The 22,664-nt window shown below is 61.1% G+C and carries 24 protein-coding genes and 2 tRNA genes; 23 read left to right on the top strand and 3 right to left on the bottom strand.

Annotation, left to right across the window (positions count from 1 at the left end; genetic code table 11):
* Nucleotides 1-53: 53 nt before the first annotated feature.
* The 17 genes from aspS to nadA all read left to right on the top strand — a co-directional run bounded on the left by aspS (nucleotide 54) and on the right by nadA (nucleotide 15,097).
* Nucleotides 54-1,829, top strand: a complete 1,776-nt coding sequence (gene aspS / locus OUY36_RS15000) for an aspartate--tRNA ligase (protein ID WP_102840055.1) — start codon at nucleotides 54-56, stop codon at nucleotides 1,827-1,829.
* Between the two features lie 149 nt (nucleotides 1,830-1,978).
* Complete coding sequence (locus OUY36_RS14995) at nucleotides 1,979-2,728, top strand: YebC/PmpR family DNA-binding transcriptional regulator (protein ID WP_063539759.1); 750 nt, start codon at nucleotides 1,979-1,981, stop codon at nucleotides 2,726-2,728.
* Between the two features lie 162 nt (nucleotides 2,729-2,890).
* Nucleotides 2,891-3,415 (top strand): crossover junction endodeoxyribonuclease RuvC, encoded by a 525-nt coding sequence (gene ruvC, locus OUY36_RS14990; protein WP_011913913.1) that lies wholly within the window; start codon nucleotides 2,891-2,893, stop codon nucleotides 3,413-3,415.
* Between the two features lie 66 nt (nucleotides 3,416-3,481).
* Nucleotides 3,482-4,087, top strand: a complete 606-nt coding sequence (ruvA, locus tag OUY36_RS14985; RefSeq protein WP_267938187.1) for a Holliday junction branch migration protein RuvA — start codon at nucleotides 3,482-3,484, stop codon at nucleotides 4,085-4,087.
* Nucleotides 4,088-4,090: 3 nt separating this feature from the next.
* Complete coding sequence (gene ruvB, locus OUY36_RS14980; RefSeq protein WP_063539761.1) at nucleotides 4,091-5,143, top strand: Holliday junction branch migration DNA helicase RuvB; 1,053 nt, start codon at nucleotides 4,091-4,093, stop codon at nucleotides 5,141-5,143.
* 51 nt (nucleotides 5,144-5,194) lie between these two features.
* Nucleotides 5,195-5,638, top strand: a complete 444-nt coding sequence (gene ybgC, locus OUY36_RS14975) for a tol-pal system-associated acyl-CoA thioesterase (RefSeq protein ID WP_063539762.1) — start codon at nucleotides 5,195-5,197, stop codon at nucleotides 5,636-5,638.
* Nucleotides 5,639-5,640: 2 nt separating this feature from the next.
* Nucleotides 5,641-6,333, top strand: a complete 693-nt coding sequence (gene tolQ / locus OUY36_RS14970; protein ID WP_045632329.1) for a protein TolQ — start codon at nucleotides 5,641-5,643, stop codon at nucleotides 6,331-6,333.
* An 11-nt stretch (nucleotides 6,334-6,344) separates the two neighbouring features.
* A complete protein-coding gene (gene tolR, locus OUY36_RS14965; RefSeq protein ID WP_063539763.1) occupies nucleotides 6,345-6,785 on the top strand; it encodes a protein TolR in 441 nt (146 codons plus the stop codon).
* Nucleotides 6,785-7,783 carry a cell envelope integrity protein TolA gene (tolA, locus tag OUY36_RS14960; protein ID WP_063539764.1) on the top strand — a complete coding sequence of 333 codons (999 nt, stop codon included), beginning with the start codon at nucleotides 6,785-6,787 and terminating at the stop codon, nucleotides 7,781-7,783. The genes tolR and tolA overlap by 1 nt, the downstream gene beginning before the upstream one ends.
* Nucleotides 7,780-9,081, top strand: coding sequence for a Tol-Pal system beta propeller repeat protein TolB (gene tolB, locus OUY36_RS14955; protein ID WP_063539765.1), 1,302 nt, complete (start codon nucleotides 7,780-7,782; stop codon nucleotides 9,079-9,081). Before tolA ends, tolB begins: the two co-directional genes overlap by 4 nt.
* A 46-nt stretch (nucleotides 9,082-9,127) precedes the next feature.
* A complete protein-coding gene (pal, locus tag OUY36_RS14950) occupies nucleotides 9,128-9,631 on the top strand; it encodes a peptidoglycan-associated lipoprotein Pal (protein WP_003292831.1) in 504 nt (167 codons plus the stop codon).
* A 6-nt stretch (nucleotides 9,632-9,637) separates the two neighbouring features.
* The gene (gene ybgF / locus OUY36_RS14945; protein WP_267934873.1) at nucleotides 9,638-10,450 is read left to right on the top strand and encodes a tol-pal system protein YbgF; all 813 of its coding nucleotides are present in this window, start codon (nucleotides 9,638-9,640) and stop codon (nucleotides 10,448-10,450) included.
* Between the two features lie 119 nt (nucleotides 10,451-10,569).
* On the top strand, nucleotides 10,570-11,211 hold the full coding sequence (queE, locus tag OUY36_RS14940; protein WP_180981634.1) for a 7-carboxy-7-deazaguanine synthase QueE: 642 nt from the start codon (nucleotides 10,570-10,572) through the stop codon (nucleotides 11,209-11,211).
* A gap of 40 nt (nucleotides 11,212-11,251) precedes the next feature.
* Nucleotides 11,252-11,926 carry a 7-cyano-7-deazaguanine synthase QueC gene (gene queC / locus OUY36_RS14935; RefSeq protein WP_200595650.1) on the top strand — a complete coding sequence of 225 codons (675 nt, stop codon included), beginning with the start codon at nucleotides 11,252-11,254 and terminating at the stop codon, nucleotides 11,924-11,926.
* A gap of 107 nt (nucleotides 11,927-12,033) precedes the next feature.
* Nucleotides 12,034-12,109: transfer RNA gene (locus OUY36_RS14930), tRNA-Lys, on the top strand.
* 199 nt (nucleotides 12,110-12,308) lie between these two features.
* Nucleotides 12,309-13,805 carry an acetyl-CoA hydrolase/transferase family protein gene (locus OUY36_RS14925; RefSeq protein ID WP_063539768.1) on the top strand — a complete coding sequence of 499 codons (1,497 nt, stop codon included), beginning with the start codon at nucleotides 12,309-12,311 and terminating at the stop codon, nucleotides 13,803-13,805.
* 233 nt (nucleotides 13,806-14,038) lie between these two features.
* Nucleotides 14,039-15,097, top strand: coding sequence for a quinolinate synthase NadA (gene nadA, locus OUY36_RS14920; protein WP_267934872.1), 1,059 nt, complete (start codon nucleotides 14,039-14,041; stop codon nucleotides 15,095-15,097).
* 89 nt (nucleotides 15,098-15,186) lie between these two features.
* Here nadA and OUY36_RS14915 read toward each other — a convergent pair whose 3' ends face one another.
* Nucleotides 15,187-16,617: a M48 family metalloprotease gene (locus OUY36_RS14915; protein ID WP_267930840.1), complete on the bottom strand. Its 1,431-nt coding sequence runs from the start codon at nucleotides 16,615-16,617 to the stop codon at nucleotides 15,187-15,189.
* Nucleotides 16,618-16,727: 110 nt separating this feature from the next.
* Between OUY36_RS14915 and OUY36_RS14910 the strand changes: the two genes are divergently transcribed.
* Both OUY36_RS14910 and OUY36_RS14905 read left to right on the top strand, forming a co-directional pair.
* Nucleotides 16,728-16,979: a sulfurtransferase TusA family protein gene (locus tag OUY36_RS14910; protein WP_063539771.1), complete on the top strand. Its 252-nt coding sequence runs from the start codon at nucleotides 16,728-16,730 to the stop codon at nucleotides 16,977-16,979.
* A gap of 20 nt (nucleotides 16,980-16,999) precedes the next feature.
* Nucleotides 17,000-18,076, top strand: coding sequence for an AI-2E family transporter (locus OUY36_RS14905; protein ID WP_102840062.1), 1,077 nt, complete (start codon nucleotides 17,000-17,002; stop codon nucleotides 18,074-18,076).
* A gap of 33 nt (nucleotides 18,077-18,109) precedes the next feature.
* Here OUY36_RS14905 and OUY36_RS14900 read toward each other — a convergent pair whose 3' ends face one another.
* Nucleotides 18,110-18,583, bottom strand: coding sequence for a peroxiredoxin (locus OUY36_RS14900; RefSeq protein ID WP_152481533.1), 474 nt, complete (start codon nucleotides 18,581-18,583; stop codon nucleotides 18,110-18,112).
* Nucleotides 18,584-18,603: 20 nt separating this feature from the next.
* Complete coding sequence (locus OUY36_RS14895; RefSeq protein ID WP_253750980.1) at nucleotides 18,604-19,164, bottom strand: glycine cleavage system protein R; 561 nt, start codon at nucleotides 19,162-19,164, stop codon at nucleotides 18,604-18,606.
* 215 nt (nucleotides 19,165-19,379) lie between these two features.
* Here OUY36_RS14895 and dapA point away from each other — a divergent pair, with 215 nt between their 5' ends.
* The 4 genes from dapA (at nucleotide 19,380) to OUY36_RS14875 (ending at nucleotide 22,544) form a co-directional block, all read left to right on the top strand.
* The gene (gene dapA, locus OUY36_RS14890; protein ID WP_253750984.1) at nucleotides 19,380-20,258 is read left to right on the top strand and encodes a 4-hydroxy-tetrahydrodipicolinate synthase; all 879 of its coding nucleotides are present in this window, start codon (nucleotides 19,380-19,382) and stop codon (nucleotides 20,256-20,258) included.
* Nucleotides 20,259-20,274: 16 nt separating this feature from the next.
* Complete coding sequence (bamC, locus tag OUY36_RS14885; protein WP_125868027.1) at nucleotides 20,275-21,375, top strand: outer membrane protein assembly factor BamC; 1,101 nt, start codon at nucleotides 20,275-20,277, stop codon at nucleotides 21,373-21,375.
* A 94-nt stretch (nucleotides 21,376-21,469) separates the two neighbouring features.
* Nucleotides 21,470-22,339: a phosphoribosylaminoimidazolesuccinocarboxamide synthase gene (locus OUY36_RS14880; protein WP_267934871.1), complete on the top strand. Its 870-nt coding sequence runs from the start codon at nucleotides 21,470-21,472 to the stop codon at nucleotides 22,337-22,339.
* Nucleotides 22,340-22,454: 115 nt separating this feature from the next.
* A tRNA-Ser gene (locus OUY36_RS14875) sits at nucleotides 22,455-22,544 on the top strand.
* The last annotated feature ends 120 nt before the right edge of the window (nucleotides 22,545-22,664 follow it).

Here is a 22,664-nt window from a genome sequence, read left to right as displayed (position 1 = left end):
GGTCCCAGCTCTGGCGCCCCATCGAATTCAAGATACGAGAAGCGAACTCCACCATGATGCGCAGTCACTATTGCGGCCAGTTGAACGAAAGCCTGGACGGTCAGGAAATCACTCTTTGCGGCTGGGTACATCGCCGTCGTGACCATGGCGGGGTGATCTTCCTCGACGTTCGCGATCGTGAGGGTCTGGCCCAGGTGGTCTTCGATCCGGATCGCGCCGAGACCTTCGCCGCGGCTGACCGCGTGCGCAGCGAGTACGTGATCAAGGTGACCGGCAAGGTGCGCTTGCGTCCGGCCGGTGCGGTGAACCCGAACATCGCTTCCGGCGCCATCGAGGTGTTGGGTTACGAGCTGGAAGTGCTGAACGATGCGGAGACTCCGCCGTTCCCGCTCAACGAGTACAGCGATGTCGGTGAAGAAACTCGCCTGCGCTACCGCTTCATTGACCTGCGTCGCCCGGAGATGGCCGAGAAGCTGAAGCTGCGCTCGCGCATCACCGCCAGCATCCGTCGCTACCTGGACGAGAACGGCTTCCTCGATGTCGAAACGCCGATCCTCGGTCGCCCGACGCCCGAGGGTGCTCGCGACTATCTGGTGCCGAGCCGTACCCACGCCGGCAACTTCTTCGCCCTGCCGCAATCGCCGCAGCTGTTCAAGCAGCTGCTCATGGTGGCCGGCTTCGATCGCTACTATCAGATCGCCAAGTGTTTCCGCGACGAAGATCTGCGTGCCGATCGTCAGCCCGAGTTCACCCAGATCGATATCGAGACCAGCTTCCTCGACGAGGCGGACATCATCGGTATCACCGAAGGGATGATCCGCAAGCTGTTCAAGGAAGTGCTGGATCTGGAATTCGGCGAATTCCCGCACATGCCGTTCGAAGAGGCCATGCGCCGCTATGGCTCGGACAAGCCGGACCTGCGCATCCCGCTCGAGCTGGTGGATGTTGCCGATCAGCTCAGTGCAGTCGAGTTCAAGGTATTCTCCGGTCCGGCCAATGATCCGAAAGGTCGCGTGGCCGCCCTTCGGGTGCCGGGTGCCGCAAGCATGCCGCGCAGCCAGATCGACGACTACACCAAGTTCGTCGGCATCTACGGTGCCAAGGGCCTGGCCTACATCAAGGTCAATGAGCGCGCCAAGGGCGTCGAGGGCCTGCAGTCGCCGATCGTCAAGTTCATCCCGGAAGACAACCTCAACGTGATCCTCGATCGCGTCGGCGCGGTCGATGGCGATATCGTCTTCTTTGGTGCCGACAAGGCCAAGGTCGTCTCCGAGGCGCTGGGCGCGCTGCGCATCAAGCTCGGCCATGACCTCAAGCTGCTGACCTGCGACTGGGCGCCGCTGTGGGTGGTCGACTTCCCGATGTTCGAGGAAAACGACGACGGCTCGCTGTCTGCATTGCATCATCCGTTCACGGCGCCGAAGTGCTCGCCGCAGGAGTTAGAAGCTAACCCCAGCGCTGCGCTGTCGCGCGCCTACGACATGGTGCTCAACGGTACCGAGCTGGGCGGCGGCTCGATCCGTATCCACCGCAAGGAAATGCAGCAGGCGGTATTCCGCATTCTTGGCATCGACGAGGCCGAGCAGGAAGAGAAGTTCGGCTTCCTTCTCGATGCGCTGAAGTTCGGTGCGCCGCCGCATGGCGGTCTGGCCTTCGGCCTGGATCGTCTGGTCATGCTGATGACCGGCGCGCAGTCGATTCGCGAAGTCATCGCCTTCCCGAAAACCCAGAGTGCTGCGGACGTCATGACCCAGGCGCCGGGTGCGGTGGACAACAAGGCATTGCGCGACCTGCACATCCGTCTGCGCGAGCAGCCAAAGGCGGAATAAGCGCTACCCGAAGCCTGGTCATGCCAGGCTTCTTCGTCTTGCGGCTCCGGCCGTGCAGACGTTACGGCGATAGCCGTTCCCGGCCAGCGATACAGCGGCGGGCGTGATGGCTATCGGATTTCTGATTCAGTCGAAGAATGGAGTGAGTTATGGCTGGTCATTCCAAATGGGCCAATATCAAGCACCGCAAAGAGCGCCAGGACGCCAAGCGGGGCAAGATCTTCACCAAGCTGATCCGCGAACTGACCGTGGCGGCCAAGCACGGCGGCGGTGTGCCGGCGGATAATCCGCGCCTGCGCCTGGCTGTGGACAAGGCGCTGACGGCCAACATGTCGCGCGACGTCATCGACCGCGCAATCGCTCGCGGTGCCGGCTCGAACGAAGCCGACAACATGACCGAGCTGAGCTACGAGGGATACGCGCCGAGTGGTGTGGCAATCATCATCGAGGCCATGACCGACAACCGCAACCGCACCGCTGCCGAAGTGCGCCATGCCTTTAGCAAGAACGGTGGCAACCTCGGTACTGACGGTTCGGTGGCCTACATGTTCGATCGAAAGGGACAGATCAGCTATGCGCCGGGTGTCGACGAGGACGCGCTGATGGAAGCGGCGCTGGAAGCCGGTGCCGACGACGTGGTCGCTCAGGAAGACGGCTCGGTCGAGGTCTATACCAGCTTTTCCGACTTTCTCTCGGTCAACGAGGCACTGACCGAGGCCGGCTTCAAGGGTGACGAGGCGGAGGTGGCGATGATCCCGTCGATCACGGCGCCGATCACCGATGTCGAGACCGCGCAGAAGGTTCTGCGCCTGATCGATGCGCTGGAAGATCTGGATGACGTGCAGAACGTTTATCACAACGCCGAAATTTCTGACGAGATCATGCAGCAGTTGGGCTGAGTCGCGTCGGCGAAAGAAAACCGGAGGTCGCAGCCGCGCTTCCGGTTTTTTTATGGCCCGGGGCAATGCCGGTCGAGCATCTGGATGTGACGCCGCCGGTGGCGTCGCGGCAGGTGCCTCCGTATACTCGCCACTGGATAAATAGACAGCACGGCCAAGGGCATGACGCTGATTTTGGGTATCGATCCCGGCTCTCGGATTACCGGTTACGGCGTCGTGCGCGACACCGGCCGCGGTTGCGAGTACGTCGCCTCGGGCTGCATTCGAACGGGTAGTGGAGAGCTATCTGAGCGCTTGCGTGCGGTGTTTAGTGGGGTGAGCGAGGTGATTCGTACCTATGGGCCGGTGACCATGGGCATCGAGCAGGTGTTCATGGCCCGTAATGCCGATTCGGCGCTCAAACTGGGTCAGGCCCGGGGTGCTGCCATCGTTGCGGGAGCCGAGGCGGGCCTGCAGATCGCCGAGTACACTGCGACGCAGGTCAAACAGGCCATCGCCGGCACTGGCGGCGCGGACAAACAGCAGGTGCAGATGATGGTCATGCACCTGCTCAAGCTGCTGGAAAAGCCGCAGATCGATGCGTCGGACGCCTTGGCCATTGCCCTGTGCCATGCGCACCACCGGCAAAGCCTGGTCCCGCACGGGTTGATCGGTGCCAAGCGGCGAGGCGGGCGGCTGCGGCTGTAGCCGTATTTTGCTGGCGGGAATAATTCGATGGCTTCGGCACTCGCCGAAGTCGTGGAGGAAACGAGTTTGATCGGACGATTGCGCGGCACCTTGGCGGAGAAGCAACCGCCCCACATGATTCTCGACGTCAACGGCATCGGCTATGAAGTCGAAGTCCCGATGACCACTCTGTATCGCCTGCCGGCGGTCGGCGAGCCATTGACCCTGCACACCCATCTGGTGGTGCGCGAGGATGCGCAGCTGCTTTACGGGTTCGCCGAGAAGCGCGAGCGTGAGCTGTTCCGCGAGCTGATCCGTTTGAACGGGGTCGGACCCAAGTTGGCGTTGGCGTTGATGTCGGGGTTGGAAGTCGACGAGCTGGTGCGTTGCGTCCAGGCGCAGGATACCTCGGTGCTGGTGCGCATTCCCGGCGTAGGCAAGAAGACCGCCGAGCGACTGCTGGTCGAACTGAAGGACCGCTTCAAGGCCTGGGAAAGCATGCCGGCGATTGCCCCGTTTGTAGTTGAACCTGGCAGCAAAACGGCAGTCTCAAGCGCCGAGAATGATGCGGTCAGCGCTTTGATCTCCCTCGGCTTCAAGCCTCAGGAGGCCAGCCGGGCAGTGGCCGCCATACAGGAAGAGAATTTGAGCAGTGAAGAAATGATCCGCCGCGCCCTCAAGGGGATGGTGTAAATCATGATCGAAGCGGATCGTATCGTCACGGCCAGCAGTCGCGAGCGTGATGAGCAGCTGGATCGCGCCATTCGCCCCCTGCGGCTGGCGGAATACATCGGCCAGCCGGTCGTGCGCGAGCAGATGGATCTATTCATCCGCGCCGCGAAAGGGCGCCAGGAGGCGCTCGACCATACTCTGATCTTCGGTCCGCCCGGGTTGGGCAAGACCACCCTGGCGAACATCATTGCCGAAGAAATGGGCGTGTCGATCAAGAGTACTTCTGGTCCTGTCCTCGAGCGGCCGGGCGACCTGGCCGCTTTGCTGACGAACCTGGAAGCCGGTGACGTGCTGTTCGTCGACGAGATCCATCGCCTCTCGCCGATCGTCGAAGAGGTGCTGTACCCGGCGATGGAAGACTTTCAGCTCGACATCATGATCGGCGAGGGCCCGGCGGCGCGTTCGATCAAGCTCGATCTGCCGCCCTTCACCCTGGTCGGCGCCACGACCCGTGCCGGCATGCTGACCAACCCACTGCGCGACCGCTTCGGTATCGTCCAGCGCCTGGAGTTCTACTCCACCGAGGATCTGGCGACGATCGTCAGCCGGTCGGCCGGTATCCTCGGCCTGCCTACCGAGCCGGAGGGCGCTTTCGAAATCGCCCGTCGTGCGCGCGGCACGCCACGGATCGCCAATCGCCTGCTACGCCGTGTCCGCGACTTCGCCCAGGTGCGCGGCAAGGGCGAGATCACACGGCAGATCGCCGACCTGGCGCTGAACATGCTGGATGTCGACGAGCGCGGGTTCGATCATCAGGACCGGCGCCTGTTGCTGACGTTGATCGAGAAGTTCGACGGCGGTCCGGTGGGCATCGACAGCCTTGCTGCGGCAATCAGCGAGGAGCGACACACCATCGAGGATGTGCTCGAGCCGTACCTGATCCAGCAGGGCTACATCATGCGCACCCCGCGCGGTCGCGTAGTGACACGCCATGCCTACCTGCACTTCGGCCTCAATCTGCCCAAACGCATGAATGAGACGCCGACGCCGGACTTGTTCGACGGCGACATGGTTTGAAGAAAATATTGTTCTGTTACCCGATTGGCATTTACAGGGCCGAGCACTAGTATGCGCGCGCAAGCCGGAGCTGAAATCTTCACCCACCGCTGTCGAGTCTATTACGAGGACACCGATGCGGGCGGTATCGTCTATTACGTCAACTACCTCAAATTCATGGAGCGAGCTCGTACCGAGCGGTTGCGCAGCCTGGGATTCGCCCAGTCGCAGCTTGTCGGTGAGGACTTGCTGTTCGTCGTGCATTCTGTCGAGGCGCGTTATCGAGCGCCGGCGCGCCTGGATGACGAGCTGCTGGTGAGCGCTGAGGTGGTCGAGCTTAACCGTGCCAGCATGCGTTTCCGTCAGCAGGTCCGGCGTGCGGTCGATGATGTTCTGCTGTGTGAAGGGCAGGTCCTGGTGGCCTGTGTACGTGCCGAAAGTTTGAAACCCCGAGCCATCCCCGAAGCGCTTCGTGCTGCCTTCGCCGGCTCGGGTCTATCCCCTGCAGGAGAGTAAGCGTGGAAGCCAACGTCGATCATATGTCCATGTGGAGCCTGATCAGCAATGCCAGCTTCGTGGTCCAGCTGGTCATGCTGATTCTGGTGGCCGCTTCGGTGACCTCATGGATCCTGATTTTCCAGCGCGGCAACATGCTGCGCGCTGCGAAGCGATCGCTGGACGCCTTCGAAGAGCGCTTTTGGTCGGGCATCGACCTGTCCAAGCTGTATCGCCAGGCTGGCAGCAATCCTGACCCGGATTCGGGTGTCGAGCAGATCTTTCGTGCCGGTTTCAAGGAGTTCTCGCGCCTGCGCCAGCAGCAGGGCGTAGATCCGGATGCCGTGATGGATGGTGTCAACCGCGCCATGCGTGTCGCCATTTCCCGCGAAGAGGAAAAACTCGAACAGAGCCTGCCGTTCCTTGCCACTGTCGGCTCCACCAGCCCCTACATCGGTCTGTTCGGTACCGTTTGGGGCATCATGAATTCCTTCCGTGGATTGGCTCAGGTGCAGCAGGCGACGCTGGCCACTGTCGCGCCCGGTATCGCCGAAGCCCTGATCGCCACGGCAATCGGTCTGTTCGCTGCGATTCCGGCGGTCATTGCCTACAACCGCTTCTCGGCTCGTGGCGAGATGCTCATCGGTCGTTACTACACCTTCGCCGATGAGTTCCAGGCCATCCTGCATCGCAAAGTTCACACCACCGAAGACTGAGGCCCACGGCCATGGCCAGAATCCGCAACAGACGCAAGCCCGTCGCCGAGATGAACGTGGTGCCCTACATCGACGTGATGCTGGTGCTGCTGGTCATCTTCATGGTGACGGCGCCAATGCTCAACCAGGGCGTCAAGGTCGATCTGCCCAAGGTCAGCAGCGAGGCCTTGCCGCAGGACAACGACAAGCAGGTGTTGACCATCTCCATCAAGGCCGACAAGACCTATTACTGGAACGTCGGCAGCGAAGTCGATACCGAGAGCAAGGGTAGCGAAGCGGTTGCGCTGGAAGACATGACTCGCGCGGTTGTGGCGATCATGCGTCAGCGTCCGGATACCCAGGTGTTCATTCGTGGAGACCGCGCCGTCGATTACGGTGCGGTGATGGCTGCCATGGGTGGTTTGCAGGAGGCCGGCGTGGGTAACGTCGGCCTGATCACCGAGGCACCTTGATGCAGCAGCGCGACTCTTCGTCCTCGCAGAGCTACTTCTGGCCGACCGTGCTTGCGGTCGGCCTGCACGTCATCATCTTCGGCATGCTGTTCGTCAGCTTTTCCATGACGCCCGAGCTGCCGCCATCCAAGCCGATCGTGCAGGCAACGCTTTATCAGCTGAAGTCCCAGAGCCAGGCGACCACGCAGACCAACCAGAAGATTGCTGGCGAAGCGAAGAAGACGGCTGCCAAGCAGTTCGAAACCGAGCAGATGGAACAGCGCAAGGTCGAGCAGGAAAAGCAGGCGGCCGCTCGCGCTGCGGAACAAAAGAAGGCCGAGGAGGCTCGAAAGGCCCAGGCGGCGAAAGCAGCGGCCGAAAAGGCGGCTGCGGCGAAGAAGGCCGAAGCGGCCAAGAAAGCCGAGCAGCAAAAGCAGGCCGAGATTGCCAAGAAAAAGGCTGCCGAGGAGGCTGCCAAGAAAAAAGCCGCTGAAGAGGCGAAGAGAAAGGCTGCCGAAGAAGCGAAGAAGAAGGCGGCGGAAGAGGCCAAGAAGAAGGCAGCAGCCGAGGCGGCCAAGAAGAAAGCCGCGGAAGAGGCGAAGAAAAAGGCTGCGGCCGAGGCGGCGCGCAAGGCTGCAGAAGACAAGAAGGCGCAGGCGCTTGCCGAGCTGCTGTCGGATACTACCGAGCGCCAGCAGGCATTGGCCGATACGCAAGGCGATCAGGTCGCAGGCAACTTCGATGACCTGATTCGGTTGCGCGCAGCCGAAGGTTGGACCCGTCCGCCGTCGGCACGCAACAACATGACTGTTCAGCTGCAGGTCAACATGCTGCCCGATGGCACCATCACTAACGTCAGTGTTTCGCGCTCGAGCGGGGACGTACCGTTTGACAACTCCGCGGTCGCCGCGGTGAAGAACATCGGCAGGTTGACTGAGATGCAAGGGCTCAGCCCGCAGGAATTCCAACCCTACCGATCATTCAAAATGACATTCACGCCTGAGGATCTTGCGTTGTGATCAACTCCCTACGAGGTCTACTTGTCCTGTTGTGCTGCCTGGCAGGCATGGCAGTGGCGCAGGAGAAAAACATCGTCGTGACCAGTGGTGCCGATCGGGCGATTCCGATCGCCGTGGTTCCGTTCGGCTGGCAAGGTGGAACCGTCTTGCCGGAAGACATGGCCGAGATCATCGGCAACGACCTGCGTAACTCCGGCACCTTCCAGCCGATACCGCGGCAGAACATGATCAGCATGCCGAGTCGCGGTAGCGAGATCATCTATCGCGACTGGAAAGCGCTTGGGGCGCAATACGTGATGGTCGGCAACATCGAGCCGGCGGGTGGGCGTTTGCAGGTTCGCTACGAAGTGTTCAACGTAGCCACCGAGCAGCAGGTCATGAGCGGGACGGTTGGTGGTGCCACCGACCAGCTGCGCGACATGGCGCATCACGCTGCGGATCAGGCCTTCGAGAAGCTGACCGGCATCAAGGGCGCGTTTTCCACTCGCCTGTTGTATGTGACGGTCGAGAGGCTGGGCGGGGCGAACACTCGCTATACCTTGCAGCGCTCCGACTACGACGGCGCGCGAGCGGTGACGCTGCTGCAATCGCGCGAGCCGATTCTTTCGCCGCGTTATTCCCCGGACGGTCGTCGTATCGCTTATGTGTCCTTCGAGCAGAAGCGCCCGCGTATTTTCGTGCAGCACATCGATACCGGTCGGCGCGAGCAGATCACCAACTTCGAAGGCCTGAATGGCGCGCCTGCGTTCTCTCCGGACGGCAACCGTCTGGCGTTCGTGCTCTCGAAAGACGGCAATCCCGAAGTTTATGTGATGGATCTGGGCTCCCGCCAACTGCAGCGCCTGACCAATCATTATGCGATCGACACCGAACCGTTCTGGGGAGCTGACGGTCAGACCATTTACTTCACGTCCGATCGCGCCGGAAAGCCGCAAGTCTACAAGCAACGGTTGGGTAGCAATTCGGCCGAGCGCGTGACGTTTGTTGGCAACTACAACGCCAATCCGAAATTGTCGGCTGACGAGAAAACGCTGGTCATGATCCATCGCCAGGACGGTTACACCAATTTCAAGGTCGCTGCGCAGGACCTGCAGCGCGGCAATCTGCGCATACTCTCGGACACCAGTCTGGATGAGTCGCCCACTGTTGCGCCTAATGGCACCATGCTAATCTACGCCACCCGCCAGCAGGGCCGGGGAGTCTTGATGCTCGTGTCCATCAATGGACGCGTTAGGCTCCCGCTTCCTACTGCTCAGGGCGAAGTCCGTGAGCCGTCCTGGTCCCCTTACCTGAACTGATGCGGTATCAACGCTTTTAACCAAAACACACCTGGGGTTGTTACAAATGGAAATGCTGAAATTCGGTAAGTTCACCGCTCTGGCTCTGGCCATGGCTGTTGCTGTCGGTTGTTCCTCCAAGGGCGGCGACGATTCTGGCGAAGGTTCGGGCGCGATCGATCCGAATGCCGGTTACGGCGCTGACTCCGGTGCCGTTGACGGCAGCATGAGCGAAGAAGCCGCTCTGCGCGCCATCACCACCTTCTACTTCGAGTACGACAGCTCCGACCTGAAGCCGGAAGCCATGCGCGCTCTGGACGTTCACGCCAAGGACCTGAAAGGCAACGGCGCTCGCGTCGTTCTGGAAGGCCACACCGACGAGCGTGGTACCCGTGAGTACAACATGGCTCTGGGCGAGCGTCGTTCCAAGGCCGTTCAGCGCTACTTGGTTCTGCAGGGCGTTTCCCCGGCTCAGCTGGAACTGGTTTCCTACGGTGAAGAGCGTCCGGTTGCCATGGGCAACGACGAGCAGTCCTGGGCTCAGAACCGTCGCGTCGAACTGCGTAAGTAATTCGTCATGCGCAAGTACCGCCACGCTCTGACTTTTACAGTGCTCGGCCTGCCGCTGATGGCGGTGGCTCAAGTGCCGGTTGTGGATTACGAACAGGGTGCCGCCAGTGGCGGCTCCGGTTATTCCACAGCCGCGCCGAGTGGTGGCGGTGCCTATGCCGGAGGTGGAGCTGCTGCTCCATCTTCGGCGCAGGGCATGCTCTTCATGCAGTTGCAGCAGATGCAGGAAGAGATCGCGCAATTGCGCGGCATGCTCGAGGAACAACAGAATCAGATCCAGCGCCTGCAACAAGAGGGGCTGGAACGCTATCAAGATTTGGATCGGCGTCTGTCCAGCGGGCCCGCAGCGTCGGCTAGCCAGTCGGCCCCGTCGCGCGAGCCTGCTGCTGCGGCAAATACCGGTGCCTCTGCCGCCTCAACCGGGCAGTCGCAGGGCGCTTCGGGTGACCCGGCACAGGAGAAGCTGTATTACGACGCCGCATTCGACCTGATCAAGGCGAAGGATTTCGACAAGGCCAGCCTGGCCTTTGCTGCATTCCTTCGCAAGTATCCGGAGAGTCAGTACGCTGGCAATGCGCAGTACTGGCTGGGTGAAGTCAATCTGGCCAAGGGCGATCTGCAGGGCGCTGGTCAGGCTTTCGCCCGCGTCAGCCAGGCGTATCCGCAGCACAGCAAGGTGCCGGACTCGCTCTACAAGCTGGCCGATGTCGAAATTCGACTGGGCAACCGCGACAAGGCTCAGGGCATTCTGCGCCAGGTTATCTCCCAGTACCCGAATACCTCCGCCGCACAATTGGCTCAGCGCCAGCTTAATCGCTGATCCTGCCTGCGTTGACGAACAAAACCCGCCCATAGTGCGGGTTTTTTCGTTAGAATCGCCGCCCCTATTTCCCGCAACGGAGGCGGATGGCCTGTTTAGCCGTCACGCCCGTGGCTGATATGACCCTGCGAATTACCGAGATTTTCTACTCGCTGCAGGGGGAGACGCGCACCAGTGGCCTGCCCACGGTGTTCGTTCGCCTGACCGGCTGTCCCCTGCGCTGTCAGTACTGCGATACCGCCTATGCGTTCAGTGGCGGAGAGCTCATGACCCTCGATGCAATCGTCGAGCGTGTCGCCTCCTACAATCCACGTTACGTTTGCGTAACCGGTGGCGAGCCGCTGGCTCAGCCCAACTGCGTGCCACTGCTGCAGCGGCTTTGCGATGCCGGTTATGACGTGTCATTGGAAACCAGTGGTGCGCTGGATATCTCCGCAGTGGATGTGCGGGTCAGTCGAGTGGTTGACCTGAAAACACCAGGCTCCGCGGAAGTTGGACGCAACCGCTACGAGAACATCGCGCACCTCACCCGTAACGATCAGGTCAAATTCGTCATCTGTTCCCGTGAGGACTACGATTGGGCCGTATCGAAGTTGATCGAGTTCGGGTTGGAGCGCCGGGCCGGTGAGGTCCTGTTCTCGCCAAGCCATGGTCAGGTCGATGTGCGCGCACTGGCGGACTGGATCGTCGCGGACAATCTGCCGGTGCGACTGCAGCTGCAGTTGCACAAGATCATCTGGAACGATGCGCCTGGCCATTGAGCATGGCGCCCATCAATCGTTTTGAAGGTAAAACGCGGAAATGAACGAGAAGAAAGCAGTCATCCTGCTGTCCGGTGGGCTTGATTCGGCGACCGTCGTGGCTATGGCGCGTGCCCAGGGCTATGCCTGTTACACCATGAGTTTCGATTACGGCCAGCGCCATCGGGCGGAGCTGCAGGCGGCCGAGCGAGTCGCGAAGCAGCTGGGAGTTATCGAGCACAAGGTCATCGGGCTGAACCTCAACGGCATCGGCGGCTCGGCATTGACCGACGCCAGCATCGATGTGCCGGAAGTGCCCGGTGAGGGAATTCCCGTGACCTACGTACCGGCGCGCAATACCGTCTTCCTGTCGCTGGCGCTTGGCTGGGCCGAAGTGCTGGAGGCTCGCGACATCTTCATTGGCGTCAATGCGGTGGACTATTCCGGTTACCCCGATTGCCGCCCGGAATTCGTCTCCGCCTTCGAGCGGATGGCCAATCTTGCCACCAAGGCCGGCGTCGAAGGGCAGGGGTTCCGCATTCAGGCGCCGCTGCAGAATCTCAGCAAGGCGCAGATCGTCCAGGAGGGAAGCCGGTTGGGCGTCGACTATGCGATGACGGTCTCCTGCTATCAGGCGGATGAAGACGGTCGCGCCTGCGGCAAGTGCGACAGCTGCAGATTGCGGTCGGCTGGTTTTGCCGAAGCCGGGCTGACAGATCCGACGCGCTATTTCTGAAGCTGGGTTTCCGGTAGGGCGTTCGCTCACGCGACTGCTACGGGTGAAACTTTTTTAAAAAAAAAGTTTGTTTTCATCAATCAAATCAGTATCATGCGCACCGCATCGGGTCGTTAGCTCAGTTGGTAGAGCAGTTGGCTTTTAACCAATTGGTCGTAGGTTCGAATCCTACACGACCCACCATATCGCTCCCTTGGAGCATGAAAAGCCGGAGGCCGTCAGGTCATCCGGCTTTTTTATATCCGCAGTTTTTGCCGCTTCGCTTGAGTCATACATCTGTCCATAAACAGCGTTTTTCTCTACGACCTTAGTAGATGGCTCAAGCGTTTTTAAACGTAATAGACTGCGGCCCCCCTGATTTGTCCGTTGGTTCGAGGCTCAAATGTATTCTGATCGCATCCGCTTGTCCTCTCTGCAGAACAAGGTCATGAGCGCCCACGAGGCCGCTTCCCTTATTCGCGACGGCATGACCGTTGGCATGAGCGGCTTCACCCGTGCCGGCGAAGCCAAGGCCGTACCTCTTGCGTTGATTGACCGTGCCAAGGACGAGAAGCTGCAGATCAGCCTGGTCACCGGTGCCAGCCTGGGTAACGATCTCGATGGCAAGATGGCTTCTGCCGGCCTGCTGGCCCGCCGCATGCCGTTCCAGGCCGACCCGGTACTGCGCAAGGCGATCAACGCAGGTGAGGTCATGTTCATCGACCAGCACCTGTCGCACACCGTGGAGCAGATGCGCAACCATCAGATTAAGCGTCCCGACGTCACCATCGTCGAAGCGCTGTGCATCACCGAGCAGGGCCACATCGTGCCGACCACCTCCGTGGGCAACTCGGCCAACCTGGCCATGTTCGCTGATCAGGTGATCATCGAGCTGAACCTGGCGCACAACCTGAACCTGGAAGGCCTGCACGATATTTACTTCCCGGGTGAGCGTCCGAACCGTGGCCCGATCCCGTTGACCAAGGTCGATGACCGTCTCGGCAGCGCAGCCATCCCGGTCGATCCGGCCAAGATCGCCGCAATCGTGATCACCAATCAACCTGACTCCTACTCGACCGTCACGCCGCCGGACGAAGAAACCCAGGCCATCGCCAATCACCTGGTCGAGTTCTTCAAGACCGAAGTGGCTGCCGGTCGCATGGCAAAAAATCTCGGCCCGATGCAGGTCGGTATCGGCAACATCGCCAACGCCGTTATGTGCGGTCTGATCGACTCGCCGTTCGAAGACCTGGTGATGTACTCCGAAGTACTGCAGGACTGCACGTTCGAGCTGATCGACGCCGGCAAGATGACCTTTGCTTCCGGTTGCTCCATCACGCTTTCCGAGCGTTGCAACGATCGCGTGTTCGGCAACCTGGAAAAGTACAAGGACAAGCTGGTGCTGCGTCCGCAGGAAATCTCCAACCATCCGGAACTGGTGCGCCGCCTCGGCATCATCGGCATCAATACTGCGCTGGAGTTCGACATCTACGGTAACGTCAACTCCACCCATGTGGGCGGCACCAAGATGATGAATGGCATCGGTGGCTCGGGCGACTTCGCGCGCAACGCTCACCTGGCTATCTTCGTGACCAAGTCGATCGCCAAGGGCGGCAACATCTCTAGCGTCGTACCGATGGTCGCTCACGTCGATCACACTGAACACGACGTCGAGATCCTGGTAACCGAGCAGGGCCTGGCTGACCTGCGTGGCCTGGCACCGCGCGAGCGTGCCCGTGTGATCATCGATAACTGTGTGCATCCGTCCTACCGCGATGTGCTGAACAAGTACTTCGAGGATGCCTGCCAGAAAGGTGGCCAGACCCCGCACCTGCTGCGCGAGGCCATGCAGTGGCACATCAATCTGGAAGAACGCGGTCACATGCTCAAGGGTGAGTGATCCAAAGCAACCGCCGGCGCACAGCCGGCGGTTTTCGTTTGCGGCTGCGAAAATCACCTCCGCGCCCGGTGCTTTCCCTTTTGCCAATGCATCGGCTAGTATTCCTGCCCCGTCGAATGGCAGGAGCGTCGCCCGAATCCTGCTCCTCCCGTCTTATCGACAAGCCCGACTTTACCGATGTCGCCGTGCTACCTGGCGCTTCGTGCAATCCCGTGTTGGCAGGACCCGCAACCATGACGCAGATACCCGAACGCATCCTCGTGCAGGCACACCTGGCGGCCAAGCAACCCCAGCCGCTTACGCCTGAGCAGGAGGCTATGTTGCGCAGCGAGATCGCTGCCGAGTTGAAGCGCCAGAATGCGGTGCTGGTGGCGCATTACTACACCGATCCAGTGATCCAGGCGCTGGCCGAGGAGACCGGCGGTTGCGTTTCCGATTCGCTGGAAATGGCACGTTTCGGCAATGAACACCCGGCGCAGACGGTCGTGGTGGCCGGCGTCAAGTTCATGGGTGAAACGGCGAAGATCCTCAATCCGGAAAAGCGCGTGCTGATGCCTACTCTCGAGGCGACTTGTTCGCTCGATCTGGGTTGTCCGGTCGAAGAGTTTTCCGCGTTCTGCGACCAGCATCCCGACCGTACGGTGGTGGTGTATGCCAATACCTCTGCAGCGGTGAAAGCACGTGCCGACTGGGTGGTGACATCCAGTTGCGCGTTGGAGATCGTCGAGAGCCTGATGGATAACGGCGAGAAAATCATCTGGGCGCCGGACAAGCATTTGGGCAATTACGTCCAGCGCGAAACCGGTGCGGATATCCTGCTCTGGGATGGCGCCTGCATCGTGCATGAGGAATTCAAGGCCAAGCAGCTGGCCGACATGAAGGCGCTGTACCCGGATGCGGCAATTCTGGTCCATCCGGAGTCGCCGCAAGCGGTTGTCGAGCTGGCCGACGCAGTGGGTTCCACCAGCCAGCTGATCAAGGCCGCGCAGACCCTGCCGCAGCAGACCCTGATCGTGGCAACCGACCGCGGGATCTTCTACAAGATGCAGCAGCTGTGTCCGGAGAAGATCTTCATCGAGGCGCCGACGGCGGGGCAGGGCGCGACCTGTCGCAGCTGTGCGCATTGCCCGTGGATGGCGATGAATACCCTAGAGCGCACCCTGGAGTGCCTGCGTACCGGAAGCAACGAAATCTTTGTCGACCCGGCACTGATTCCTCGGGCGGTTAAGCCGCTCAAGCGAATGCTCGATTTCACCCAGGCGGCACGGTTGAAGCAGGCCGGTAACGCCTGAGTCCACATTCTGCGGTGAACCAAGGCCACGCTTCGTCGAGCGTGGCCTTTTCGTTGGTGCAATGTGCGTGGATGACGGCGCTGCGCTGATCAGCGCAGCATGTCCTCGACCATGCGCTTCTCTTCGATCAGCTGCTTCTGCCTGGCGTCGATTCGCGCGCCAATCTGGAAATTGCTGGCTCGGCGCTTGGCAAGATCGAGCTGCTCGATTGCCTGGTCGTAATCGCCGACCAGTGCGAAGTATTCGGCGCGCGCCTGATGCAGGCCGACGATGTTACCGCTCAGTCCGCGGACCTCGGCGACTTGGTACCAGATATCCGGGTCCCGGTGGCGCTGCTCTGCCAGTTTGTCCAGTTCGCGCTCGGCTTGTTGTGTCTCGCCCCGTTCCATCAATAGATCGATGTGCATCTGGCGCACCGGGTAGTTACCCGGATACAGCTGGAGCAGGCGCTGCAGACGGGTCTGAGCGTGCTGCAGGCGATTGGCGGTGATGTCGAGTTCGACCTGTGCGAGATTGTAGGTGAGGTCGTCCGGTGCCTTGGCCAGTAGCGGCGCCAGGCTGTTCGCCGCATCGGCGAGCTGTCCGGCCTTCATCTGTGCCAGGGCCAGCCCGTAGCGGGCCGCGTCCATCTTCGGATTCTCATCGAGCATCGCACGGAAACGTTTGGCTCCGACACCGGGCGTGCTTTCGAACTTGAGTTGCGTGCGCGCCCGCATCAACTGGTAGCGCAGGCTGTCCTGGGTGCCGCCTTGTGCGTATTGCTCGGCTCGGTTAGTGGTGTCGGCGATGCGCGATTCGCTGACCGGGTGGGTCAGAAGGAACTCCGGCGGCTTCTGGTCATAGCGATACTGGCGCATCAGCCGGCCGAACATCGAGGGCATGGCGCGTGGATCGTAGCCGGCGCGTTCGAGGTTGACGATGCCAATGCGATCGGCCTCCTGCTCGTTCTGTCGGGAGAAGCGGCGCTGTGCCTGGATGGCCGCGGCCTGTGTGGAGACGATCGCGGCAATGCCCGCATCGCCGGCACCGGCTGCAGCCGCCACGACGCCAGCGAGCATGGCGGCCATCATCGGCAGCTGCATGCGCTGCTGGGCTTCCAGGCCGCGAGCGAAATGCCGCTGTGAAAGGTGGGCCAGTTCGTGCGCCATCACCGACGCATACTCGGCTTCGGTTTGTGCATGGATAAACAGCCCGCCATTGACGCCGATAATGCCGCCCGGTGCCGCAAAGGCGTTGAGCTGAGGGCTATCGAGCAGGACGAATTCGAGGCGCCGATCCTGCAGCTGACTGGTTTCAGCCAGGCGGTACACGCTGCTTTCCACGTAGTCCTTGAGTTGGGGATCGGAAAGCTGCTTGACCTGGCCACGCAGCAGGCTGAGCCAGGCTCGTCCGAGCAGGTGTTCCTGTTCCGGGGAGACGATGCCCGAGCTTGCATCACCCAGCGAAGGCAGCTCATTGGACAGGCTTGGCTGGGCGAACAAGCAGGCGAGCGTGAGGAAGGCAGGGCGCAGCAGTTTCATCCAGGCGGGCTCTTAGAAATCAGAGCAGCTACTGTAGCCTTGACCTTGGCCGGCTGGCCAGAGCCCTGCTGGGCTAGGTATGCTGCCGGGCTTTTCCATGGAGGCTCATGATGTCTGATGCACCCTCGCAGGCAATTGCCTTCGACGCCGAACTCGATGCCGTCGGGCTTGATTGCCCGATGCCCCTGCTCAAGGCCAAGCTGGAACTCAATCGCCTGGCAAGTGGCGCCGTCCTAAAGGTTACGGCGAGCGATCCGGGCTCGCAGCGTGATTTCCGCAGTTTCGCCAGGTTGGCCGGGCATACCCTCGTCCACGAAGAGGTCGAGGGTGACCTGTATCGCTACTGGCTGCGCAAGGCCTGACGTCCGGTACGGGGGTTCACATGCTCAAGGTTTTTCGTGGCTGGATGCAGCGTTACTTTTCGCACGAGGAAGCGATCGTCCTCGCGGTGCTGCTGTTTCTTGCATTCGCGGTTGTTCTGACGCTTGGCAAGATGTTGGCGCCAGTGTTGGCCGGTTTGGTACTGGCGTTCCTGATGCAGGGGTTGGTGGGCGCCATGGAGCGTCGGCGGGTGCCGCATCTTCTCGCGGTATGGCTGGTGTTTCTGATGTTCATCGGCGTGCTGGTGGTTTGCATGCTGTTTATCGTGCCGCTGCTCTGGCAGCAGGTGCTGACGCTTTTCAACGAGCTGCCACGCATGCTGGTGGAGTGGCAGACGCTGCTGTTGCTGCTGCCGGAGCGCTATCCGCAGTTGATCACCGAAGAGCAGGTGCTGCGTGGTATCGACTTCATGCGTGGCGAGATCGGCCGCTACGGCCAGCTGGTGCTGACGTCGTCGTTGTCGAGCCTGCCGTTGCTGATCGGGCTGATGATCTATCTGGTGCTGGTGCCGATCCTGGTGTTCTTCTTTCTCAAGGATCGCGAGCAGATCAGCGACTGGATCAAGGGCTACCTGCCGCGCGAGCGTGGTTTGATCACTCAGGTCTCCCAGGAGATGAACCTGCAGATCGCCAATTACATTCGGGGCAAGGCCATCGAGATCCTGATCTGTGCCGTGGTGTCGTATGCGGTCTTCGCGGCTCTGGGGCTCAACTATGCCGCGCTGATGGCGATGCTGGTCGGCGTCTCGGTCGTGGTGCCCTATATCGGCGCGACGGTCGTAACCATTCCGATCGCACTGATCGGGATATTCCAGTGGGGGCTGGGAGACCAGTTCTTCTACCTGATGGTGGCTTACGCGATCATCCAGACGCTGGATGGCAACGTGCTGGTACCCCTGCTGTTCTCCGAGGCGGTGAACCTGCACCCGGTGGCGATCATCTGCGCCGTATTGCTGTTCGGTGGGCTCTGGGGTTTCTGGGGGGTATTCTTCGCGATCCCGCTGGCCACCCTGTTCAAGGCCGTTCTGTATGCCTGGCCACGCGAGGCTGCGGCGGTCGTGGTCGAAACGGGCGAATGAGCGACGCGGCGGCTGCGGGCCGCCGCCGTTGCATCAACCTTGATTAAGTGACTGAGCGGCCTCCAGCACCGCCTCCACGTGACCTGGAACCTTCACGCTGCGCCATTCGCGGCGCAAGACCCCGTTGCGGTCAATAAGGAAGGTGCTCCGGTCGACGCCTAGGTACTCCTTTCCATAGAGTTTCTTCAGCTTGATGACGTCGAACAGCTGGCAGAGCTGCTCGTCCTTGTCGCTGATCAGCTCGAATGGGAAGCCCTGCTTGGCGCGGAAATTCTCATGGGTTTTCAGGCTGTCGCGCGATACCCCGAAAACCAGGGTGTCGGCTGCCAGGAAGGCCTGGTGATGGTCGCGAAACCCCTGACCTTCGGTCGTGCAGCCCGGGGTGTTGTCCTTTGGGTAAAAGTACAGCACGACCTGCTTGCCGGCGAATGTTTCGGGGCTGACGATCTGGCTGCTGGTTGCCTGCGCCTGGAAGTGCGGAACGGGACGATCGATTTCGACGGCCATGTTGACTCCTGTACTGGACCTTACGGATTCTGCGGGCGCCACGGCTCGATCAGTGCGTCGAGATTGAGCGCATCGGCGAAGTCTAGAAACTGGTCGCGCAGCCAGCTGATCTGGGTGCCGGCGGGCAGCGTCACCGTCAAGGTGGCGTTGAGCATGGTGCCGCCGGTCTGCGGGGCCTGGTAGGTGTCACAGGTCAGGCTTTCCAGTTCGACGCGATGATCGATGAAGAACTGGCAAAGTTCGTTGAGGATGTCCGGACGATAGGCCGCGCTCACGTAGGCTACATAAGGCAGGGCTTGAGGGCGGCTTTCCAGCGCCTCGCTGCGGACCACATTGGACGTGAACGCATGCTTTTTCGACAGGCCCGGCAATCCGGCTTCCATGCGGGCCAAGGCATCCCAGCTGCCCGCGACTTCGAGGACCAGTGCACTGCAGGCACCATGGCGCGTCAACCGGGTACTGACCACCGCGCAGCGGTTCTCGTTGGCGGCTCGGCAGAGCACATTGGTCAGCTCCATGGGGTTGGCGCCGAGGGCGCTGATGACGAGAAATTGTTCGCGAGGTAGAGGGGGGGTGGACATGCAGCGTTCCTGGCGGTGGTGAATCGGTCGGCCAGCCAAGCCGAAAACGGCTAAGGGTAGCGAAAAGCGCCTTCGGAGGGAATGCGTAACGCCATGCGGTCGCCGGCGGCGGCGGAGCCCTGCCACTGTGTCAGACCAGCGTTCAGGCTACTCGCAAAGCGCCGGGGAGCCTTGTACCATTACGCCTCTTTTTCGAATCCGGCAGGAGTGGTTGCATGATTGCGGGCAGTATGGTGGCGCTGGTCACGCCCATGGATGCGCAAGGCGGTCTGGACTGGGACAGCCTGAGCAAACTGGTGGACTTCCATTTGCAGGAAGGCACCAATGCAATCGTTGCTGTCGGGACCACCGGCGAGTCGGCTACGCTCAGCGTCGCCGAGCACATCGAAGTCATCCGGCGTGTCGTCGACCAGGTCAATGGCCGCATTCCGGTAATCGCCGGAACGGGCGCCAACTCCACCAGCGAAGCAGTAGAGCTGACCGAGAACGCTAAGGCTGCCGGCGCCGATGCCTGCCTGCTGGTGACGCCCTACTACAACAAGCCGACCCAGGAAGGCCTGTACCTGCATTTCAAGCACATCGCCGAAGCCGTGGCGATTCCGCAGATTCTCTACAACGTGCCCGGTCGTACCGTTTGCGACATGTTGCCGGATACCGTGGAGCGTCTGTCCAAGATATCCAACATCATTGGTATCAAGGAGGCCACGGGTGACCTCAAGCGCGGCCAAGAAGTGCTGGATCGCGTCAGCAAGGACTTTCTCGTGTACTCGGGTGACGATCCCTCTGCCGTCGAGCTGATGCTGATGGGCGGCAAGGGCAATATCTCCGTGACCGCAAACGTCGCGCCGCGTGCCATGAGCGATCTCTGCGCCGCTGCGATGGCCGGTGATGCCACCACTGCTCGCGCCATCAATGAGCGCCTGATGCCGCTGCATCGCGCGCTGTTTCTGGAAGCCAATCCGATTCCGGTCAAATGGGCATTGCACGAGATGGGCCTGATGGGTAACGGCATCCGTCTGCCGTTGACCTGGCTCAGTCAGAGCTTCCAGGAACCGCTGCGCCAGGCAATGCGCCAAACCGGCGTGCTGGCTTAATAACAAAGGAATACGCATGAAGCGACTGGCCGGACTCTCGACCCTTGCCCTGATCATTTCCACCACCAGCGGCTGCGGTTGGCTATGGGGCGACGAAGGATATTTCCGTGACCGTGGCAGCGACTATCTGTCGGCACGTCAGACAGCGCCGATGCAGGTCCCTGTCGAAGGGGAGACCCGGCCGCTCGATCCGCTGTTGCCAATCCCACAGCAAGTCGCCGATACCAGCGCGACAGGCAAATATGAAGTCCCGCGCCCCCAGCGTCTGGCCGTTGCCGCTGATACCAGCGATTTCAGCGTGCAGTCCGCTGGCGAAACGCGCTGGCTCGTGGCGCAATATGCGCCGTCGCAGGTTTGGGTCGCAGCCCGGCAGTTCTTCACCGACAACGGCTTCAGCATCGCTGAAGAGCGGCGTCAGACTGGCGAGTTCGTCACCGCCTGGCAGACCGCCGCCGACTTGAACGATGAGCTGGTTCGCGATCTGGGTATCCAGGAAGGCGAAACCCGCGTGCGTGTCCGGGTTGAGCCCGGCGTGCAGCGCAACACCAGTGAGATCTTCGTGGTTAGCGTAAAGCGTCCGGCTGGCAGCAGCACCGATGTCGCCTGGCCGGAAACCTCCAGCAACAAGGAACTCGATCGGGTACTGCTTGACGAACTGCAGGCCAGTCTGGATCGCAGTTCGCAGCAGGGCGGCTCCGTTTCACTGCTGGCCGAGCGCGACTTCGATGCGCCTAGCCGTGTCAATCTGACCGAGGATGGAAGCGGCAATCCGACCCTGCAGCTGGACAGCGATTTCGACCGGGCCTGGTCCAGCATTGGTCGTGCCTTGCAGGCCGCCGATGTGCGTGTCGAGGACCTAGATCGTAGCCTGGGCGTGTATTACGTGAACCTCAGTGAGGGTGCCAACGATCCGGATGACAAGCCTGGTTTCTTCAGCCGGCTGTTCGGTGGTGCTCCGGACAAGGACGAGATCGAGGCACGTGCCGAGCGCTATCAGGTGCGGCTGACCCGTGCTGGCAACGGAGTGCAGGTGACGCTGGACAAGAGCATCGATACCGTTGCGCCAGCGGACGTCGCCCGTCGGGTGCTCAGTCTGATCAAGGACAACCTGGGCTGACTGCGAGCTGCCCCGTTACACGAACACGGATAGGCGAAACCCATGGTTTCGCCTGTTTCGTTTCTGCTGACCTGCCAACTGCGGAAATTTGCGTATGACCACTCCCACCGCCCTCAGCCTGAAGAAGATCTACTCGGGCAAGGTTCGCGACCTTTACGAGATCGACGAAAAGCGCATGCTCATGGTCGCCACCGACCGCCTGTCGGCCTTCGACGTGATCCTTGCCGAGCCGATTCCGGAGAAGGGCAAGATCCTTACCGCCATCTCCAACTTCTGGTTCGACAAGCTCAAGGGCCTGATTCCCAATCACTTCACCGGCGACGAGGTCGAGGACGTGGTGCCGGCTGACGAATTGCCGCTGGTGGAGGGGCGCGCGGTCGTCGCCAAGCGCCTCAAGCCGGTTGCGGTAGAGGCCATCGTGCGCGGCTATATCGTCGGCTCCGGGTGGAAGGAATACCAGAAGAGCGGCACCGTCTGTGGCATCCAGCTGCCCGCCGGCCTGAAGGAAGCTGCCAAGCTGCCGCAGCCGATCTTCACCCCCTCGACCAAGGCCGCGGTAGGCGACCACGACGAGAACATCTCCTTCGAGCAATGCGAGGCGATCATCGGCAAGGAGCTGGCTGCGCAGGTGCGTGACGTGTCTATCGCGCTCTACAGCGCAGCCGTCGAATACGCGGCCACCCGCGGAATCATCATTGCTGATACCAAGTTCGAGTTCGGCCTGGATGAAGACGGCACGCTGACCCTGATGGACGAGGTACTGACACCCGACTCCAGCCGTTTCTGGCCTGCCGACAGCTATGAAGAGGGCAAGAACCCGCCGAGCTTCGACAAGCAGTTCGTCCGCGACTGGCTGGAGTCCACCGGCTGGAACAAGCAGCCACCGGCGCCTGCCGTGCCCGCAGAGATCGCGCAGAAAACCGCCGACAAGTATCGCGAAGCACTGACGCGGCTGACCGCCTGAAGGGTGCAGGGCGATCGGAATCGACTGCCCGACCGTGCAAGCGGCTGAAAAACGGTAAAAATCTGTGCAGTTGGGGTTCGACAAAGCCGATCCAGCTGCTATGATGCGCGCCGCTGGAGAGATGCCGGAGTGGCCGAACGGGACGGATTCGAAATCCGTTGTACCTTCGCGGGTACCTAGGGTTCAAATCCCTATCTCTCCGCCATTACATATAGCCTGAACCCCTGTACTCGCGAGAGTGCGGGGGTTTTTGCTTTTTGGGCTGGCGTTCGCCATACGGTGCATCGGTATGCGGTACGACCTGCCCGGATGAGGGTAGGCTTGC

This window comes from Stutzerimonas sp. R40042, from assembly GCF_026642215.1.
Taxonomy (GTDB): Bacteria; Pseudomonadota; Gammaproteobacteria; order Pseudomonadales; family Pseudomonadaceae; genus Stutzerimonas; species Stutzerimonas frequens.
The sequence above is the reverse complement of the archived record's forward strand: the minus strand, read 5'-3'. Positions and strand labels throughout refer to the sequence as shown.

Excerpts from the sequence above, each read along its gene's own strand:
- ruvC (WP_011913913.1), top strand. The coding sequence starts at position 2,891 with ATGACGCTGATTTTGGGTATCGATCCCGGCTCTCGGATTACCGGTTAC.
- tolA (WP_063539764.1), top strand. The coding sequence starts at position 6,785 with ATGCAGCAGCGCGACTCTTCGTCCTCGCAGAGCTACTTCTGGCCGACC.
- ybgC (WP_063539762.1), top strand. The coding sequence starts at position 5,195 with ATGCGCGCGCAAGCCGGAGCTGAAATCTTCACCCACCGCTGTCGAGTC.
- OUY36_RS14925 (WP_063539768.1), top strand. The coding sequence starts at position 12,309 with ATGTATTCTGATCGCATCCGCTTGTCCTCTCTGCAGAACAAGGTCATG.
- queE (WP_180981634.1), top strand. The coding sequence starts at position 10,570 with ATGACCCTGCGAATTACCGAGATTTTCTACTCGCTGCAGGGGGAGACG.
- OUY36_RS14995 (WP_063539759.1), top strand. The coding sequence starts at position 1,979 with ATGGCTGGTCATTCCAAATGGGCCAATATCAAGCACCGCAAAGAGCGC.
- nadA (WP_267934872.1), top strand. The coding sequence starts at position 14,039 with ATGACGCAGATACCCGAACGCATCCTCGTGCAGGCACACCTGGCGGCC.
- OUY36_RS14900 (WP_152481533.1), bottom strand. The coding sequence starts at position 18,583 with ATGGCCGTCGAAATCGATCGTCCCGTTCCGCACTTCCAGGCGCAGGCA.
- ruvB (WP_063539761.1), top strand. The coding sequence starts at position 4,091 with ATGATCGAAGCGGATCGTATCGTCACGGCCAGCAGTCGCGAGCGTGAT.
- pal (WP_003292831.1), top strand. The coding sequence starts at position 9,128 with ATGGAAATGCTGAAATTCGGTAAGTTCACCGCTCTGGCTCTGGCCATG.
- ybgF (WP_267934873.1), top strand. The coding sequence starts at position 9,638 with ATGCGCAAGTACCGCCACGCTCTGACTTTTACAGTGCTCGGCCTGCCG.
- OUY36_RS14915 (WP_267930840.1), bottom strand. The coding sequence starts at position 16,617 with ATGAAACTGCTGCGCCCTGCCTTCCTCACGCTCGCCTGCTTGTTCGCC.
- OUY36_RS14905 (WP_102840062.1), top strand. The coding sequence starts at position 17,000 with ATGCTCAAGGTTTTTCGTGGCTGGATGCAGCGTTACTTTTCGCACGAG.
- queC (WP_200595650.1), top strand. The coding sequence starts at position 11,252 with ATGAACGAGAAGAAAGCAGTCATCCTGCTGTCCGGTGGGCTTGATTCG.
- OUY36_RS14880 (WP_267934871.1), top strand. The coding sequence starts at position 21,470 with ATGACCACTCCCACCGCCCTCAGCCTGAAGAAGATCTACTCGGGCAAG.
- bamC (WP_125868027.1), top strand. The coding sequence starts at position 20,275 with ATGAAGCGACTGGCCGGACTCTCGACCCTTGCCCTGATCATTTCCACC.
- OUY36_RS14910 (WP_063539771.1), top strand. The coding sequence starts at position 16,728 with ATGTCTGATGCACCCTCGCAGGCAATTGCCTTCGACGCCGAACTCGAT.
- tolR (WP_063539763.1), top strand. The coding sequence starts at position 6,345 with ATGGCCAGAATCCGCAACAGACGCAAGCCCGTCGCCGAGATGAACGTG.
- dapA (WP_253750984.1), top strand. The coding sequence starts at position 19,380 with ATGATTGCGGGCAGTATGGTGGCGCTGGTCACGCCCATGGATGCGCAA.
- aspS (WP_102840055.1), top strand. The coding sequence starts at position 54 with ATGATGCGCAGTCACTATTGCGGCCAGTTGAACGAAAGCCTGGACGGT.
- OUY36_RS14895 (WP_253750980.1), bottom strand. The coding sequence starts at position 19,164 with ATGTCCACCCCCCCTCTACCTCGCGAACAATTTCTCGTCATCAGCGCC.